Annotated in this window: 18 protein-coding genes; all 18 read left to right on the top strand. The window is 53.7% G+C overall.

Going from position 1 to position 18,245, the window contains the following annotated elements; genetic code table 11:
• Window positions 1-487: carboxypeptidase regulatory-like domain-containing protein (locus tag ACWVCN_RS03725; RefSeq protein WP_455244171.1), on the top strand; the 487-nt coding region annotated here is incomplete at its 5' end.
• A 6-nt stretch (window positions 488-493) separates the two neighbouring features.
• Window positions 494-1,141, top strand: coding sequence for a hypothetical protein (locus tag ACWVCN_RS03720; protein ID WP_455244170.1), 648 nt, complete (start codon window positions 494-496; stop codon window positions 1,139-1,141).
• A 7-nt stretch (window positions 1,142-1,148) separates the two neighbouring features.
• Window positions 1,149-2,522 carry a HEAT repeat domain-containing protein gene (locus ACWVCN_RS03715; RefSeq protein ID WP_455244169.1) on the top strand — a complete coding sequence of 458 codons (1,374 nt, stop codon included), beginning with the start codon at window positions 1,149-1,151 and terminating at the stop codon, window positions 2,520-2,522.
• Window positions 2,523-2,745: 223 nt separating this feature from the next.
• Window positions 2,746-3,540 (top strand): hypothetical protein, encoded by a 795-nt coding sequence (locus tag ACWVCN_RS03710; protein ID WP_455244168.1) that lies wholly within the window; start codon window positions 2,746-2,748, stop codon window positions 3,538-3,540.
• A 162-nt stretch (window positions 3,541-3,702) separates the two neighbouring features.
• Window positions 3,703-4,689 (top strand): methyltransferase, encoded by a 987-nt coding sequence (locus tag ACWVCN_RS03705; protein ID WP_455244167.1) that lies wholly within the window; start codon window positions 3,703-3,705, stop codon window positions 4,687-4,689.
• 8 nt (window positions 4,690-4,697) lie between these two features.
• Entirely contained in the window at window positions 4,698-5,411 is a 714-nt protein-coding gene (locus ACWVCN_RS03700) for a DUF420 domain-containing protein (protein ID WP_455244166.1), read from the top strand.
• Window positions 5,412-5,586: 175 nt separating this feature from the next.
• Window positions 5,587-5,910 (top strand): PCP reductase family protein, encoded by a 324-nt coding sequence (locus ACWVCN_RS03695; RefSeq protein WP_455244165.1) that lies wholly within the window; start codon window positions 5,587-5,589, stop codon window positions 5,908-5,910.
• A gap of 118 nt (window positions 5,911-6,028) precedes the next feature.
• On the top strand, window positions 6,029-7,084 hold the full coding sequence (locus tag ACWVCN_RS03690; RefSeq protein ID WP_455244164.1) for a hypothetical protein: 1,056 nt from the start codon (window positions 6,029-6,031) through the stop codon (window positions 7,082-7,084).
• Window position 7,085: 1 nt separating this feature from the next.
• Window positions 7,086-8,960: a cytochrome ubiquinol oxidase subunit I gene (locus ACWVCN_RS03685; protein WP_455244163.1), complete on the top strand. Its 1,875-nt coding sequence runs from the start codon at window positions 7,086-7,088 to the stop codon at window positions 8,958-8,960.
• A 25-nt stretch (window positions 8,961-8,985) separates the two neighbouring features.
• Window positions 8,986-9,642, top strand: a complete 657-nt coding sequence (locus ACWVCN_RS03680) for a DUF3047 domain-containing protein (protein ID WP_455244162.1) — start codon at window positions 8,986-8,988, stop codon at window positions 9,640-9,642.
• A 44-nt stretch (window positions 9,643-9,686) separates the two neighbouring features.
• On the top strand, window positions 9,687-10,040 hold the full coding sequence (locus tag ACWVCN_RS03675; protein ID WP_455244161.1) for a hypothetical protein: 354 nt from the start codon (window positions 9,687-9,689) through the stop codon (window positions 10,038-10,040).
• A gap of 27 nt (window positions 10,041-10,067) precedes the next feature.
• Window positions 10,068-10,973, top strand: a complete 906-nt coding sequence (locus ACWVCN_RS03670; protein ID WP_455244160.1) for a formylglycine-generating enzyme family protein — start codon at window positions 10,068-10,070, stop codon at window positions 10,971-10,973.
• An 18-nt stretch (window positions 10,974-10,991) separates the two neighbouring features.
• A complete protein-coding gene (locus ACWVCN_RS03665; RefSeq protein ID WP_455244159.1) occupies window positions 10,992-11,888 on the top strand; it encodes a formylglycine-generating enzyme family protein in 897 nt (298 codons plus the stop codon).
• 432 nt (window positions 11,889-12,320) lie between these two features.
• A complete protein-coding gene (locus ACWVCN_RS03660) occupies window positions 12,321-12,452 on the top strand; it encodes a hypothetical protein (protein WP_455244158.1) in 132 nt (43 codons plus the stop codon).
• 82 nt (window positions 12,453-12,534) lie between these two features.
• On the top strand, window positions 12,535-14,472 hold the full coding sequence (locus ACWVCN_RS03655) for a cytochrome ubiquinol oxidase subunit I (protein ID WP_455244157.1): 1,938 nt from the start codon (window positions 12,535-12,537) through the stop codon (window positions 14,470-14,472).
• A gap of 80 nt (window positions 14,473-14,552) precedes the next feature.
• On the top strand, window positions 14,553-15,863 hold the full coding sequence (locus ACWVCN_RS03650) for a hypothetical protein (protein WP_455244156.1): 1,311 nt from the start codon (window positions 14,553-14,555) through the stop codon (window positions 15,861-15,863).
• A gap of 25 nt (window positions 15,864-15,888) precedes the next feature.
• Window positions 15,889-16,926 (top strand): c-type cytochrome, encoded by a 1,038-nt coding sequence (locus ACWVCN_RS03645; RefSeq protein WP_455244155.1) that lies wholly within the window; start codon window positions 15,889-15,891, stop codon window positions 16,924-16,926.
• A 48-nt stretch (window positions 16,927-16,974) separates the two neighbouring features.
• Window positions 16,975-18,245, top strand: a 1,271-nt coding sequence (locus tag ACWVCN_RS03640; RefSeq protein WP_455244154.1) for a c-type cytochrome, incomplete at its 3' end; no start/stop codon positions are given.

Below are 18,245 nucleotides of genomic sequence, written 5' to 3'. Positions count from 1 at the left end.
CGAGACCTCGCTTGAGGCCGGGGCCCGGGTGCTTTTCAACACGCCGTTAGTGATGAACTACGAGCATCGCCGGGGAGATCTCCATGCAACGCACAATCACGCGCCGGGCAAGTCGGTTGTCGGGCCGATTTATCTTAATAAAGGACGGCGCACCTTTTACATGCAGTGCGGATTTCACGCGTACATGGAAAGTTGGGCCATGGCGGTCAACAACCCGTACTACGCCCTTACCGATGAGAATGGGAAGTTCTCTATCGATGATATTCCACCAGGGACCTATCAGCTTGTCGTGTGGCACCCGCAAACTGGGCCGGGTTCGTCGAAAATGGTCACTGTTAAACCGGATGGGAAGCTCGTGGAGCTGCTCTCTTTACAGGCACCCAAAGGGAATCGGACCGCATACAAAGTCATGGATAACCCCCGATTCGGTCCGGAGTCTTTGGGCTATTCGGTCGAGATAACCCCGTTAGTCGAATACCAGCACTGATGTCCCATGGCTTTATGGCTGGGGATAAGAGTTCGGGTAACGGTCCTTGTTTTTTTCCTCTTGGCTTCATTGACGTGGCCGGTAGCAGATGAAATCTTCGCAGTTGACCCACAATCTACCCCTCCTACCCCTCTCGAATTTTCCGGCACAATAGTCAAGCAGGTGAATGGTAAGCGGCACCAGGCTCAAGTGTTTGGCAAGGGTGACCGCCTCCGTCTGGAGTACAAGTACGCTATTAGAACTGAGCGTGGCTATGCGGCGATCGAGATCATCAGGTTGGATAAATCAGAGAATTGGTATCTGTTGGCTCAGCAGAAGGAGTTGCTGGTCACGCCGTTGGATTCCGAAGACGTCCTCCCCCTTCACGCGACGCTTCCAGGTGAAACGCATCGTATGTTGGTCGGCGATGCCATGACGGCCGGGCGTGCCGCGCAGCTCTACGAGGTCGAAACAGACCATAATGGCATGGTTGAGCGGTTTTATGAGTGGGTCGACGTGGAGACGGGGATGGTACTCAAGTTGGTCAGTCAGGATCGAGACTGGTCGTTTGAATATCAGCGGGTGCGATTTTCTCCCCAGCCGAGCTATTATTTTGATGAACCGCCCGGGTATAGGAAGCGAATGGGAGCCAGTCCACAGCAACGACAAGGGTGATGACGAGATGTTTAGAAACCGCAAAGGGGTCAACCGGTTTCATATCGTGATAGGCGCCGCATACGTGATATGGCTGTGTGTGTGCCTGACGGGAGTTCCTGTTCCAACAGCCGATGCCGCGACGTTGAAGGAGATTCAAAGTCTCTATGACAAGAAAGAGTATCAGAAGGCGGTCGATGAATTTGCCGGTTTAGATAAGGAAGCTGCCGCACGTCCTGATGCTCGTCGTCTTAAGATCCGTGCTCTCTTGCGTATCGGTAAGCCGAAGGAATCGTTGGAGGAATACGACAGGCTTGAGGCTTCCCTGAAGCATGAAGATCTGCGCGTTCTCCGTGAAGTGGCGTTGGGATTCATCATCGTGATGATGAAGGATATGCGTGAGCAAATGAGGGGAGCGGCGTATACGGCACTCAAAGAAATCGAATCCGATGAAATCGTGCCCTTGCTCGAAGACGGACTGAGTGATGGCTCGGCGCCTGTGAGGGTTCTGGCCGTGGAGGGATTAGGCCACTCCCAAGCCGGGATGAAATCAAAAAAACTTCGGGTGGCGCTTGAGGACCAAGCCGGGCTCGTCAAGGCACGCGTGGTGAAAGTGTTGGGGAAGTCCGGTGATCCGTCTGTCATTCCACTTGTAGAAAAGGCCAGCAGGGACGACCTTGCAACTGTACGGATTGCAGCCTACGGGGCATTGATACGCCTGGGCCGTACGGAAGCGTGGGAGCAACTTCGTAAGGGGCTTGCCGCCCCTAATCCGGAAGAGCGGGCGGAAGCAATCCGGACCGTTGCAGACTTACAGGACCAGCGTGGCGCTGCCCCTATGATGGAGATGCTCACGTATAAACAGCCATCGGTGCGGGCTGCGGCTGCGAGGGGACTGGGGCATTTGAAACGGGGAGAAGCACGAGAGCAAATAGAGCTTATGCTCAAGGATCCGATCCCGGGGGTAAGAGAGTCTGCGGCGGCAGCCTTGTCGAATCTTGGAGGAGAGGAATCACTTTCTGTGTTGAAGGAGGCTCTTGGAGACCGTGCTTTCACGGTGCGTGCCGCCGTGAGCGCCGCCATCCTGCAATTGGACCAACCGTACGACACGGTGGCTGTCACGATCAGGGGATTGGCTCAACAGAATGACACCGGGGCGAGGTCTTCGGCCGCATATGCGCTAGGGAAGGCAACTAAGGCCAATTTGGCCGGCGCAGTTGAGATGTTGAGCACTCTGGCGCTTGATCCGCTCCCCGGTCCGAAAATCGTGGCGATCCGTTCACTGGGTCGAATCGGGGGGACCGAACTCAAGCCGTTGTTAAAGGAATCCTTACACGATCAGAACGAAGCGGTTAGAGCTACTGCGGGTGGTGCCCTTTTAAGAATCATAGGGATAGAGTAATAAGGGGACGATTTTATCCCCAGGGGCCCCTTGTTTACGATTGACAGGGTACGTTAGGATTTTATATAGATACTCGGTCCAACGCAGCCTCGCCAAGACGTCGTCGATCGAGTACACCAGAGATGGTGCTGTTCCCCAGCACTACTCCCAGGCCGGTGGAAGCAAGAACGGGGGCCATGAGCGAGCAACTATTTTAGTTTGTTAATCACAAGGAGGCAGCACAATGAAGAGCGTCTTACGAGCAGTTATGGGTTTGGCAGCCGTCGCATTTTTGGCGACGCCGCTGACCTCGTTTGCAGGGGGAGCGATTTCCGGAAAGGTGACTTATGCCGGAAAGTCAGAACAGAAGGAGTTCTCCTTGAAGAAGTTCCCGAATCCCGGTTTCTGCGCAAAGAACCCGAATCCGGGGCTAGTGGATGGAGATAAGCGGTTCCTTCCCACGATCGAAGTGGCCAAGGACGGAGGATTGAAGAACGCAGTAGTGGCGGTGATGGGTGTTGAGGATAAGGCGTTCATCGATGGCTACAAGGGTACGAATGTTGTGGCAGAATTTTGCGAGTTCCTGCCGTTCGCGGGCGTAGTGGTGCAGAAGCAGAATTTCCACGTCGAAAACCATGATGCCGATCCGGATGATCCAAAGTCCAAGGAAGGCGTGCTCCACAATCCACATAGCTTCGTCGTGAAGGGTTTCAGCTCTTCCACCGGTTTCAACATCGGTCTGGCCAAGAAGGGCGACTCCCTCGATAAGCCTGTGGTATTTCGTGGCGGTGCGGAGAAGGTTGGTTACTACCGTTTGCAATGTGACCAGCATGAATTCATGCAGTCCTTCTTCCTGCCCGTGACGAACCCTCACTATGCAGTCACGAAGGAAGACGGTTCCTTTGAGATCAAGGGTGTCCCAGCCGGCAAACACAAGGTTGTCGTCTGGCAGCCGTTTATCGACAAGGGCAAGCGGGCCGAGTTTGAAGTCGAGGTAAAGGACGGCGGGGCAGCCAATCTGAAGGCTGAACTGAAGTAACTCTCGTCTTTTACTTTAAGAAGTCGTGTGCTCCACGGGCAGCGGAGAATTCCGCTGCCCGTTGTTTTTTGCACTCCATCGCGAGGTTTCTGCGCCTTGCCTTTCCCTTTCTGAACTGGTTAAGATGCTGACTTTCAAAGCTAAATTTCCTAGAGGACAGGTGTGTCACGAGAACTTTCGCTCGCGGAAATCTTTCAGCTCGGCTACTACTGGGAAACCAAAATTCTCCTGACAGCTGTCAGGCTCGATGTGTTTTCTGCCCTAGATGGGAAGCCGAAAACCGCCTGTGACGTTGCTGCCCGAATCGGCGCCCATGAACCGACCCTGACTCTGCTTCTCAACGCTTTAGTGGCTTTACGGTTACTCTCGAAGGAGGGAACGGTTTACACAAATTCATCTGCCGCAGAGAAACACCTCGTCAGGCACTCTCCTCAGTACATCGGGCATTTGCTCCTCCTGCATGATGCCGAATGGAATAACTGGGGAAAACTTGAAGAAACGATCCGTACCGGCCGACGGTCGGTCGACCGGCATGTTTTCGAGACCGATCCTGAATTGGGCGGCAATGTACTTGCTGTCCTCCATAGGATTGGTCAACAGAGCGGACCTGATTTGGCCAAACGCCTGCAGTTGAGTGGTGCAATCAGAATGCTGGACCTTGGAGGGGGGGCCGGGACCAACGCGATTGCGTTTTGTCAGGTCTATCCCGAATTGACTGCGACGGTCTTCGACCTTCCTTCAACATTACGACTGACGGAGCGGACGATTAAAGATGCTGGATTGGAAAACAGGATTTCGCTGTTTCCAGGTGATTTCAATAAGGATTCTCTCGGGGGACCCTACGATCTCGTCCTCATGTCCGATATCCTGCACTATCAGACCTTTGCTGCCAACGAGGCGATTGTGAAGAAAGTTTTCAACCATCTCTCGCCCGGTGGCCGCTTGATCATCAAAGACCGTTTTCTAGATGAGGCTGGGACAGGACCGGCATGGACGACAGCCTTCGCCATCCACATTCTGGTGAATACGCAACAAGGCGGATGTTACAAGACGAGCGATGCCCTTCAATGGATGACGAATGCGGGGTTTGGTTCTTCCGCAGAAATCGAGAAGACGGCGGTGGTTGAAGGCGTGAAGGGCAACAGGTAAGCGACGCTATGGACTGGCTGCGAGATCCAGGGTTTCTCGGAACCCATGCCACAATCGGAGCGGACCTGAGTCAGTTGATGGCGACACTGTTTACCGGGCTGTTCATCGTGGGATGGATTCAGGCGAAAAAATCTCAAGCCAATGCGCACCATTGGCTTATGCTTGGCGGCATGATCGCCATGCTGGCGTTCTTCGTCGCTTACTATCTGTTCCGTCAACTCGGCGTTTTGGCGGTTGAAGGAAAAGAAGGCTTCGGTGGCTCGCAAGCACTCTACGACTACGTCTTCATTCCGGTTCTGACACTCCATATTATTCTCGTCATTATCGGGTTGGTGATGGCCGTGTACATGATCGTCCTCGGATTTCGTTCCCAGCAGGTCTCCGATGGCATCCGTTCGCTGAACGAATCACTCCTGCAGACTTCATGGAAGAAAGTGGCGATGATCTTCGGCATCGTCACGGTCCTGGTGGCGGGATTGTTTCTCGCTCGGGTGGCGTCGGCGGGGTTTTCGGTGAGGAAGATGGAAGTCTATGTGGGGTTCTTGTTGTTGGTCGCGATTGTCTTTGCGATCGAGATGACCATTCAGCGAGTCTGGCCGAATGGCGCCAAGCGGCATCGCGCACTGGGCAAATTCACGATGATCATCTACTGCATTCTGTTCGTAACGGGTACGTTCACGTACACGATGCTGTACATCCTGTATCCCGGAAAGATCGGGTAACCCAACGATGCTGACCTGTGGCTGCGGGCGTTGGATGCACACGGAAGGGATCGAAGAACGGAGTGTAAGGGAAGTAGGGCCCACATGGTTCGTCCGATCGGAGTGCCGTGGCTGCGGTTTCAGGGTTGGAGTGGATCTCCCGGCTCACGAGCCGAGTGTTTTTATCGATCGCTTGATGTGGACGGACGAAGCGGCGCATCGGCTCGAGCGCATGCCGCCTTATATGGCACCTCTGTTCCGGGACGAAGTTGAGCAGGATGTTCGGGCGCGCGGTGAGCGGGTTATTTGTTATGACACTCTATTGCGACCCAGGACCAGCGAGCGAATCGAGTGGGATCAGGAAGCAGAGCGTCGTTTAGAGAATGTGCCGGCTCCTGTCCGTGCCATGGCGAAGATCGAGTTGGAACGGACGGCCGCGGATCGTGGCCAAAACAGGATAACTGTGGCTTTGATGGAGGAGATCAAAGCCAAGTACTTCGGGATGGGAGCAAAGGGCTGACGAGGTTCTGGCGTCGATCACAGCTCGTCCACGCACCCCGCCCGGTGTAGAGCCCCCGCTGCGGGCGAGCATGCGATCGACACCATCCGCTCAGTGCGGAGAACAGGGATATTAAGAAATGTTGCATCGGATGGCGTTGCGGGTATTGCCGAGTTTGAGTCTGGCCGTCACGGAGGATTCCGTCAGGAAACGGAAACGGTTGGTCATGTTCGTGCCCGGACTTGTGGCGTTCGGAGTCTATCGTGTGGTGAAACTTCTACAGCCGCTTACCGAGCCGATGGTTCTACTTATGATCAGCGGGACGGTCGCGATTCTTACCTCTCTGTTGTCGTATCGAGTGGGGCGAGGGGCATCCTGGAGGACCGTCATTAAAGAGGACGGATCCAAGCTGATCGCTTGGATATCCGGATGGATCGGATTCGCGTACGGGGTGCAGTTGTCCTTGCTCGTCTTGGCTCTTTTGTGGTTAGTCGGATATGACTATTTGAAACATCCGGATGGCCCGGCCATGATGGCGATCATCATCTCTTGTACGGCTGTCGCGCGTGATGCCTTTGAGATCGGTCACGTGCGAAGAATTGCTTTGATGGGAAGGCCCTTCCCAACCTTCCCGAACGGCGTGCCGCTCCGTCAGATGATGGGGACCCATGCAGCAGTGCTGGCCCCGTGGATTGGTGCCGGACTGCTCCTCGGGGGATTGGGTTCTTCGCTCGGACACTTCGTTGAGAGCCATCAAGCTGCCGTGATTGTTCAGTTGTCGGCTGTTACGGTGTTCGGTGGGGCTATCGCGCTATGTTCATACTTCGGCGGGCTCAGACCGCAATCTGAATGGAGGGCTGGCCTTTTTGCAACGAAGCCGATTGAGTTATTGAAATACTGGTGGTGGCCGGGACTGGCCTTCGCCTCAACGTATTATCTTGTGGCAGCCGGAGTGGCTTTATTCGTTTTGAAGCAGCCGGGAGTTCCAGCAGCCTTTGCCGTAGCCGCCGGCGCGTTGGTCGCAGCGATGATGGCGCTGTACGGGTACTACCTTGGTTACCGCCGTCAGATCGAAGATCAGCAGGGACAGGTGTTGAACAGCAACCTGCTCCGGTGCCCGTTCGTTATGGGCATTCTCGGAAAATCGACGGGCCTAGGCGCCGGTGTTTCAGCTGCACCGGCCTCAAAGGTGTAACGTGACAGCCAGAAAAATGTTGTTTTCCGGAAAATTGTTAGGGCTTCCTCTCTGTATCTTCCTTGTGGTTCTTATTGGACAGGGACTGGGCGCAGGTTTACCTGCCGGTGCAGAGGAGGCCACGGATCTCTACTATAAAACGTCCGGAACTCCGTCAGGACCTTCGGCGCCGGCCCCTGGTGACACGGTCTACTCTCGCATCGGCTCGTTCGACAGCCGGCTGGTGGTATGGTTCGTCACGCAGCAGCATACCTACTTCGGTGGTTTCGTTCTGGCCCTGCCCTTGTTTTGCGCGCTGCTCGAATTCCTGGGGTTGCTGACAAAAAAACCAGCCTTGTCGCTTCGGTACGACGGACTGGCGAGAGATTTGGCAAAAGTCGCTCTACTCGCATTGTCGGTTACGGCGGTTGTGGGCAGCCTCATGTTGGTCATGTTCCTTAGCCTCTATCCCAGTTTCATGAAGTATATGGGAGGGACCTTCAAGTCGTTCATGCCGTTCTATGCCTTGGTGTTTGTCGGAGAGTCGTTCCTGCTCCTCCTCTATTACTACAGTTGGAACCGTATGGCGGAACGAGGCCTGAAGTGGATCCATGCGTCGATCGGTATTATGACGAACGTTTTCGGGACGGCGTTGCTGCTGCTTGCCAACTCCTGGGCCGCGTTTATGATGGCTCCGGCTGGTGTCGATGCACAAGGACGATTCTTGGGGAACGGTTGGCATTTGCTGCACTCTGCACTCTGGAATCCTCTCAATGTCCACCGTTTCTTGGCGGATATCATGTCGGGCGGTGCCGTGGTATTGGCCTATGCATGCTACCGGTTTTTTACCAGTCGGAGTGATGGGGAGCGGGCCTACTTCGATTGGGTTGGATACATCTTCCTGTTTGTCACGGTCTGTGCGTTATTGCCGATGCCGATTGCGGGGTATTGGCTGATGCGGTCTGTGTATACGTTCCGCCAAAGCATGGGTGTAACCATGATGGGCGGACTGCTGACCTGGTTGTTTGTGGTGCAGGCGCTCCTGATTGGGGCGCTGTTTCTCGGCGTGAATTATTATATCTGGCAGAGCATGGCGCGGGTCAGGGGAGGGGAACGGTATCAACCCTATTTCCAATTTTTGCTCGGCGCTTTGATGCTGGCGCTGTTCGTGTGGCTGACGCCTCATACCATTATGATGTCAGCGGGCGAGGTGAAGGCGATGGGTGGAGCCCAGCACCCGGTCGTGGGCAATTACGGCGTGATGTCGGGTAAAAACGGGGCGATCAATGTCATGATCCTCATTACCGCATTGAGTTTTCTCTACTATAGGCGGGCGAACAGGACAATCACGGTGCCATGGGCGAAAGCGGGCAACATCCTGATCGGAACAATCTACGCAGTCGGCCTGGTCAACATCCTGTGGTTGGCCGTCTATGGGTTCTATGTGCCGGCAAAGATTCGCGTCGGGCTTTCGTGGCCGCAGACGATGACCACGTTGACTGTCCTGATTACAACGCTGCTGATCAATCGAGCCATGTTGAAGGGTTCGATCGTGCACGGGCCTATTCAATGGGGGAAAATTCCCCTCCGAGGCATGATCGGACTGTTCGGACTGGCGGCGGCGTTTTCCTGGGTCATGGGACTGATGGGATATATCCGTTCGTCCGGGCGATTGACCTGGCATGTGAATGAACTGATGGCGGATGTGTCGCCCTGGGCTTTCACACCGGCGTTGGAGTTTGCGGCGAAAATGGTGACGTTGAACATGGTGGTGTTCTGGGGAGCGGTTTTAGTGCTGTTTTGGATGTGTCAACGCGGCCAGCAGCCGGAAATGGGCGAAGAGTGGGTGGAGGAGAATGCACAGGCTTTGGCGCCTGCTCCTTCCCAAGAGGCATAACGATTGACAGAGGAATACTGAAGATATGATGAAAAGAGCATGGTGTCGCGGGGCGGTTGTCGGTGTCGTCGTGCTGTGGTGCGGTCTTAATTTTTTCGATTCAGCACGCGCAGAAGGGCAGAAGTTGGTCCTCGAGGATTTCCAGGCGAAAGAGGCCGATGGGTTCCCGTCGAATTGGGATCATGAGAGTCAGCGCAGCCAATCAAAGGGGAGAGAAGCGTACAAGGTGCAGACCGAAAATGGAGGCAACTTTCTTTCAGCTAAAGATGCGGGGCAGCGGATAAAGAAGAAAAAAATCGATTGGGATCCCAAAGCCTACCCCATCTTAACCTGGCGCTGGCGTTTGAACAAGGCGGTCACGGGAACTGAGCCTGTTGCGGCAATCTACGCATCGCTTGATACGGATCTCCTGTTCATCCCCGTGTTTACCAAGTACATCTGGAGTGCGACGAAGCCCGAGGGGACATTCACGGAAGGTGGGATGTTCAGCGGTTCAGAGATTGTCGTGCAGAGCGGGACCAAGGACGTAGGGCAATGGATTGAAGAGCGGGTGAATGTATATGAAGATTTCAAACGGATACATGATCATGAGCCGGCGCAGAAAGCATGGGGCATTTCGATCATCGCGGGCCCCGGAGTAGAAATCGATTTCGGACCGATCGTGGCGGTTTCAGGAAAATAGTTCAGGTCAAGACGAGGGGGCTGCACGCATCAGGAATAGGACTCATGTCACGGCACAAGATATTCGACATCGCATTCGGCCTGGTCGTGATGGGAACCGTTGGTGTCCTCATCGGGCTGATTATGGGCGGCGGACTTGCTCCGATCGCGATAGGGATTGGTCTTGCGCTAGGCGGTGTCATCGGGTTCCTCGGTGGACGCAGGTTTTTAATCAGTATCCTTGTCGGCGCTGTGTTGGGTGGGTCGCTCGCATGGCTGGTGGCCGGTTTTGATCGTGTCTGGGTCGGTGCAGGGGCAGGTGCTGCAATGGGCGGATTTCTCGGCGTTCAAATTTCGATGCTTCTGGATGTGCGTGCCGCAAGGAAGGCTACACAAGAATCAGTAGAGCCGTCTGCCTAAGGCAAGACGGCAGGAGTAGGACGGGTCATGGAAAACAAGGGTGTGCTCGTCGGGTCGATCATCTTCGTCTTTGCATCCTTCTTTCTGATGATCGGCATGTTGGTGTATGAGTCTTACAAAGCCAAGCAGATGAAAGAACTGGCGAATTCTATTCGAACGGAAACACGAACGACCACGGTCAGCATCCCGACTCAGGATTTTTCAATGTACAAGACCAAAATCGGCGACGAAGGCCGTGAGATGGTCCAGATTCCGGAAGGACCATTTACCATGGGTAGTAACGACGGAGATCCGGACGAAGCTCCCGAGCATCAGGTATTCCTTAAAGGGTTTTTCATCGATCGGAGAGAAGTGTCGCAAGACGAGTACGCCCGGTTTGCGAAAATGACTAAGCGACCGATGCCGCGGATCGAAGTATTCGAAGATGATCAATCCAAGTTGTTAAAGCCAGAATATCCGGCGATGAGTGTCTCATGGGACGAAGCGACGGCCTATTGCAAGTGGGCCGGCAAACGGCTTCCAACCGAAGCGGAGTGGGAGAAGGCTGGGCGTGGTGAAGGCAGGCGAAAATATCCTTGGGGAGATAAATTCGCTACTAACGTGGCTAATGTCGCCGGGAGCGAGGATGGATATAAGTATCTGGCTCCGCCAGGTTCCTTCGAAGCGGGACGAAGCCCCTATGGAATCGATGACATGACCGGCAACGTCGCCGAGTGGGTCGCCGATTCTTACGATGAACATTATTACAAGAAGTCTCCCTATCAAAATCCAAAAGGGCCGGAGAGTTCAGAGCTTAAAATTGTCCGTGGAGGGTCGTGGAGGGAGACCGAGCACAACGCCAGACTCTCCAAACGATTTGCGGCGAAGCATTGGAGGAATGACATCACCGTCGGAATCCGATGTGCAAGCGATCTCGAGGCCGAAGCCAACTAGTCCTTTTCGTAATCCTCTATGCTTGAGACCAAATTCAAGGTCGCCTTCCTGCTAACCGTTCTCGCCTTTGCCGCGATTCCTATAATAGGTATTCTCCGGGGAACAACACTGACTCCGTTTGAAGAACCTCCGCAGAACCAAACTGAACCTGCCGTGCCCGTTGAAGAACCTGTTTCGCAAGAAACTCCGATCGAAGAAGAGATGGTTGAAATTCCGGCAGGACCTTTTATTCGAGGGACAGAGAGCGGCGGATTCGATGAACGACCGAAGCGAACGATCGTGCTCGACACGTTTTCCATCGATCGATACGAAGTCACCAACCATCAATACCAACAATTCGTCTTGGCGACGGGTCATCGCAAGGCTGGTCCTCCGTCACGGTACGCAAAGAGCATCGGGAAGATGCGGGGACCCAATCAGCCGGTCGTCTATGTATCCTGGGGCGACGCTTCCGAGTATTGTCGCTGGAAGGGGAAGAGGCTCCCTACGGAGGCTGAATGGGAGAAGGCAATGCGGGGGACGGACGGGAGGCTGTGGCCATGGGGAAATGAGGAAAAATTGAATGGTGCCAACTGGGCCAGGGTTCAGGACGGCTATGAAGTCTCGGCTCCTGCAGGTACTTTTCGAGATGATCGCAGCCCTTACGGAGTAATGGATGGTGCCGGAAATGTAATGGAATGGGTCGGAGATTGGTACAGCGAGCTGTACTACAAGGATTCCCCTGAGAAGAATCCTCAGTCTCCTGAGTTCGGCACCTTCAGAGTCTTGCGCGGGGGGACTTATACAACAACAGGGGATGACGTTCGGATTACTAGCCGGAGCAAAATGGTGCCAGACTTTCGCGATGAAACTATCGGGTTCCGATGCGCGATTTCGGGAGCCGTACGAGAAGAGAAATCGACGGAGAAAGGGTGAGAAAACTACAGGAAATCAAAGTAGTAGAGGATCAGAAACACGGCCAAAATTATATTGACAACCATACCGGCCAAAACTATAATGTCGAACACTTTTGAGTTTTTCGTCATGATTTTCCTTGTTTTTTCGCACCCTGCGAGGAATTTGGAATAACACACGGATATGTGCGTGTCAAGAAACGCACGGGATTAAACTGCTCACCTACCATTTCCATCAGGAGAAGGAGAAACAATGGCTACGGCGTCTGCACCGGATAGCGAACTCAAAATTAAAATCGGGAAAATGATTTTTTACATTACTTGTGCGGTAGGGCTTTGGTTCTTTTATTGGTTTGCTGGCATGCAGTGCCCCTGCTAAAGAATCGTTTCACATTCTGACCGTCTAGCGTGCTGCATCCGAAAAATTAGGATGCGGCAGGAGGAGTGAAGAGCAATGAGCGCGCTGAACAATCCCGTCGTAGCCTTTATTGTGTCCATCATTATTGTGGTGGGATATTTTACGCTCGTAAACCATTACCTGATGGATATGCAGGGCCTCGATTACTGGTACCTGTTCCGCAAGTAGTGACGGTAAAAGGTATACGGCTTGGTTCGATTTGAAGAGTAACGTAAAGGGTCTATTTCGAAATGCATCAAGGAGGTATCCCATGGGTTTTGTAGCCCGGAAGAAATTGCTCTCAGTCATGGCGCTTTGCGCGATGGTTGGGCTCCTCCTCCTTCCGATCGTCGTAGCACTGCCGTCACTGGCCGCGGGTGAAGAGGCTCCCGCAGATACTGCCGGTGCGCCGGCTGCCGAGGGCGAGAAGAAAGAAGGGGAAAAGGTCGAGAAGGGGCGAGACGTTTATTATAAAACGGAGGGCATCGTCGTCGGTGCTCCCGCTCCGAAGACCACGGACGGTCCGAAAGACTATCCACGTTATAACTTCGAAAGCCGCGTGCTGCTCTGGTTTGCCAACCAACAGCATTTGTATTACGGCAGTTTCGTCCTCGCTGTGCCGATCTTTTGCATGGTTATCGAGTTCATGGGTGTCGTAACGAAGGACAAGGCTCTGGCAAAGCGGTACGACCAATTGGCCTATGACTTCATCAAGATCAGCCTTACCGCCTATTCGTTGACGGCTATCCTTGGTGGTATTCTGATCTTCACCTTCCTGACTCTCTACCCAGCATTCTTCGGCTATCTCTCAAGCATCTTCCGGCCGGTCATGCACATTTATGCGTTGATGTTCGTGGCGGAAAGCGGAACCCTCTACATCTACTATTACGGGTGGGACAAGATGAAGGAAGGGTTCTTGAAGTGGATGCATTTAAGCATGTCAGTCATCTTGAACGTTATCGGCACACTGTTGATGTTCTTGGCGAACTCGTGGATCGGCTTCATGATGTCGCCGGCCGGTGTCGACGAGCAGGGACGTTTCCTGGGCAATATCTGGCACGTGATTCACACGGCCTTATGGAACCCGTTGAACGTCCACCGCATCCTCGGAAACATGGCCTTCGGTGGCGGTGTCGTCGCGGCGTATGCGGCCTACAAGTTCCTGGCGTCCAAGACCGATGAAGATCGCGCCCATTATGATTGGATGGGGTATATCGCGATGGCACTCGGCGTGGCGTTCTTGATCCCGCTGCCCTTTGCCGGATACTGGCTGATGCGCGAGGTGTATGCGTATCGTCAACAGATGGGCATCACGCTCATGGGCGGATTGCTCGCCTGGCTCTTCATCATTCAGGCAACCATGATCGGAATTCTGTTCTTGAGCACCAACTATTATCTCTGGCAGGCGCTTGGACGAATGCGCGGTGCAGAGAAGTATCAGCGCTACCTCAAGTATCTCGTTTTTCTGCTTGTTTGCGGGTTCCTTGTGTTTATCACTCCGCACACCATGGTCATGACACCTGCTGAGCTGAAGGCAATGGGAGGGCAGCAACATCCGGTGCTCGGTAACTATGGCGTCATGTCTGCCAAGAACGGCGGCATCAACGTCATTATTACCACTACGGTGTTGAGCTTTGTCTGGTACATGCGAGGCAACAAGGTCTCGACTGTATCCTGGTCAAGGTTCGGCAACATCTTCATGGGCGTGTTCTTCTTCTTTGCGTATGTCAACATTATCTGGTTGGCCATTTACGGCTATTACATTCCGGCCAACGTGCGCGTTGGCTTGTCCGTGCCGCAGGTGGCGACGACCCTTTCCTGCCTCTTCTTCATGTTTGCTCTCAACAGCGTCATGATGAAGGGTGCCAAGCAGATGGGGCCGATCGAGTGGGGCAAGATTTCAGCCCGCTCGCAATACGCCCTGATCATGTTAGCGACAGCCTTTACCTGGATGATGGGATTGATGGGCTACATCCGCTCCTCGGTCCGTCTCTTCTGGCATGTGAATGAAATCATGCGTGACAATTCGCCATGGGCCTACACCCATACAGTCGGGTTTGCCGCCAACATGATCTCGTTCAACGTGTTGTTTTTCTGGATCAGTATCCTTTTCGTCTTCTGGCTCGGAAGCTTGACGGCGAAGAAGGTTCCAGTTGGAGAAAAGGCCGGGGTTCCAGGTGGTGCGCCGCAGCCAGCGGGTAGCCACTAACCATCATTATCGAGCATTGGCTCCGTGGGGGAGCACAATAGTGTGCTCCCCCCACGGTCTAGCCGCAGGAGGTCAAAACCGTGGGTAATTTGATTAACGAAGCCCTCTCAATGGGGTGGATGGCCCTAGCCCTGCTGGTCGGGCTGCTCATCTATTTCCAAGTTTCGATCAGTGATCCTGTCGCCAAAAAACGCGCGACGTTCAAAACCTTCATCGGTATCATTGCAGCGTTCCTGATGTTCATCGCCATCGCGAACTATAAGAACAACTTCTATGGCGAGAACCGACTGTTGCCCGTATCCCTTGTGATGATCACCGCCACGACATTCATGATGGCGCTGTACTTTACTAATATCGGCCCATTGTTGAAGATCGGCGGGTTCATGTTTTTTGTCGCGGCCTTTCTCTCCGGCTACGGCAATTGGTTACCTCAAGTTGAAGGTGGATTTCCTCCTGCCGAAGTTAAACTGCAGTTCGATGCAATGACGCCTCAACAGCTCGCGGATGAGGGAGAAAAGATCATCTTTGGGGGACTCGGCCAAAGCAAGGTGCAGGGGGCTATCGGCAAAGGACAATGTCCTTTGTGCCATGGGTTCAATCAAGGGTTCCTGAGCGAGCGGGCTCCGAACCTCTTTGGAGTTCCTGATCGGGCCAGTGAACGATTGAAAGACCCCAGGTACCACAAGGGGAAGGCGGAAGACCGGGATACAGTCCAGAAAGAGTCTTTCCCCGGTGCGGGAACTGCCGAAACAGGACAGGAGTATATTGCTGAGTCACATGCGTGCCCCAGCTGTTTTGTCGTGGAGGGGTTTGGGCTGAAGGGCTCAAATGATAGAGAAAGTCAAATGCCGAGAATTCACAAGCCACCTATTTCGTTGACGCTAGGAGAACTCGCGGCAGTGGACACTTGGTTGTATGTGCGTGAAGGTAAAGAGCCGCCGAGCTACGACGAAATTATTAAATCCTATGAGAAGTTTATCCCGGAGGGAGATCGGCCTCAGGCCCAGGAAGAAACGCCTGCCGGACCTCCCAGCGCCCTATTGGCGGACGGAACTGAGCCAGTCGATAAGATTTTTGCCAAAGGACAGTGTGTAGTCTGCCACACCATTCCAGGCATCCCCGGCGCAATTGGCACCCAAGGTCCCAAGCTGGAAGAGGGGACGAACGCGCCGAACCGAATCAAGGATCCAGCATACAAAGGGGCCGCGCATAGCACTTCTGAGTACATCATGGAGTCTGTGGTGTCACCCAGTGCGTACGTTGTAAAAGGATTTCCTGACAATCTGATGCCTAAGGTGTTTGGGCAGAAATTGAGCGCAGGAGCCTTGAAAAAGATTGTCGATTATCTGTCAAAGGTGAAGGCGGGTGCGCCGCCTCCACCGATATCCTAATCAGTAGATATAAGGGAGTTCACCCATGAAAGCATTGATGTCAGTCGGCGCATTGATAGGAGTCGTCGGGCTCCTGTTGCTGGTCGGGATGATCTTCGGCGTCGTCCCAGCGAACACCGTGCGCTTAGTCGAAGGCTATATGCCGATGCAGATGCTTTTCGAGCTTATGATATATGTCGCGGGATTTGCCGGCCTGAGTTATATGCTGAACGCCATGGGAATGGCGATCCCTCGCTTTTGGCAGGGGATCGGGTTCTGGGCGTTTATTCTGCTGTATCTGAAATTCCGCGTGTATCCTCCGATTCCGTTCAGTGTCCGTGCGATGTATGGGACGGTGTCCCTCGTGGCCGTTTTCATGTGGGTGTCCTCGAACGAAGAAGATTGGAAGAAGTTCAAGCAGCCGATCATGAACGTGCTTGACGCGCAGACGGGGATGAACAAGATGCTTCGATACACATACTTGTTTATCCTCCCTATCCTCATCGGAGGGTTCTCTTACAATGCAATGAAGCCGAAATCGGAGGAACCGATCGAGTTGCGTACTGTGCATCCGGCGCCGCCCGCCAGCACCAAGGTGCATGGAAAGACTTATGTGCTGCAGACATCCCAGAACCCGTATCGCGTTAATCCTGAAGGGAAGTACGATCAGGAATATACGAACGCGAATATCGTTGAGCAGGGCATGGGACGTCTGATGAAGCCCAACGCAAACCCTTGGGATGAGAATGCGGTTGGCTACCTCAAGTATGTCCGCGAAGGCGGTGAAATCTTCTTCCAGAACTGCCACTTCTGCCACGGCGATAATCTAAACGGTCGTGGTCTGCATGCGTTCGCATTTAACCCCATTCCGGCCAACTTTACAGATCCGGGAACAATTGCACAATTGCAGGAAACATTCATCTTCTGGCGTGTCGCAAAGGGTGGAATCGGACTGCCCAACGAAGGTTTCCCGTGGGCCTCGGTCATGCCGCCTTGGGAACAACATCTGACCGTCGATGAAATCTGGAAGGTGATTTTGTTCGAGTATTGGCACACTGGTTACTATCCCCGTACTTGGGATTAATCATTTACAGATTTTTAGAAAACCTGGACATACGACATGAGGGTAAACATGAAGAACAGTTTAGCTAAGAAGGCAGGAGTGGTTGCCGTAACCGCCTTCGGATTCATCTTGGCCTCTGGCTCAACCGGCGTCTCGCTCTTTGCGCAAGACGCATTGCCGGAGGGATTTAAAAAGGGGGAATTACCCCCCGAACCTCCAGCTGAGATGATTGAGGCGGGCAAACGCGTGTACTTTACGAAGTGTGTATGGTGTCACGGGGTCGATGGTGCGGGCGACGGGCCTGGTGCCGACCGGCTGTGGCCTCGCCCCCGTAATTTTAATCAAGGGACATTCAAGATTCGGCATACAGCCAGCGGTGAACTTCCGCTGTTTGACCCCAAGAAACCGACTCCCGGGGAGAATGATTTATTCGAAACCGTAACGCACGGGTTGCCGGGTTCTGCCATGCCTTCCTGGGAAGGGATTTTGACGGAAGAGCAGAGGTTGCAAGTGCTCGCTTTCGTAACGAACCAATTAGTGAAAGACCGCAGTTTCCAGGACCAGGACACAGAAACGCAGACAGTGCTCCAAATTGCCGCGATGGAAGCCAAGCCCGCGACGGAGGAAAGTGTCAAGCGCGGGTCTGAACTTGTCGTTGAAAGGAAGTGTGTTGAATGTCACGGAATGGAGGGACGTGGTGACGGGAACGCCTTCAACCTGAAAGATGACTGGGGCTTCTCAATTCAGCCGGCCGATTGGCATAAGTGCTGGAACTTCCGTGGCAGCCGCCAAGATCCTTACAACGTGAAGAACATCTTCCGGACGTTCTCAACCGGCGTCAACGGAACTCCAATGCCTTCCTTCGCAGATACTACCACTGTTGACGAGCGGTGGGACATCGCGAATTTCGTCAACTCACTCTGCGAGCGTGATACGGAAGGTAATCCGCTTCCGATCGATCCGCTGACCGACAAGCCGAAAATCAATTTCGTTATTCCATCGAATCCTGTCGAGGGAGAAATCCCAGATGACATGGAGAACGAAGCATGGAAGCTGGCTCCAAAGCGATATGTGGCAATGGGCGGGCAGATCACCCATAAACCACGGAACTTCGTAAACCGGATCGACGATATCTGGGTCCGTTCACTCTATAACGATCAGCACATTGTGTATCTTGTTGAGTGGGATGACAGGACGAAGAGTGTCGCAAAAGAGGAATTGCCATGGCAGCCGACCGAGGTGAATCTCGATATCAAGGAGCAGGAGCCAACCACGGGTGAGGAAGGGTCAATCGCTTGGAATCAGAACAAATACACAGTGTACAATGACGCAATTGCGAT

This window comes from Petrachloros mirabilis, from assembly GCF_975968855.1.
The sequence above is the reverse complement of the archived record's forward strand: the minus strand, read 5'-3'. Positions and strand labels throughout refer to the sequence as shown.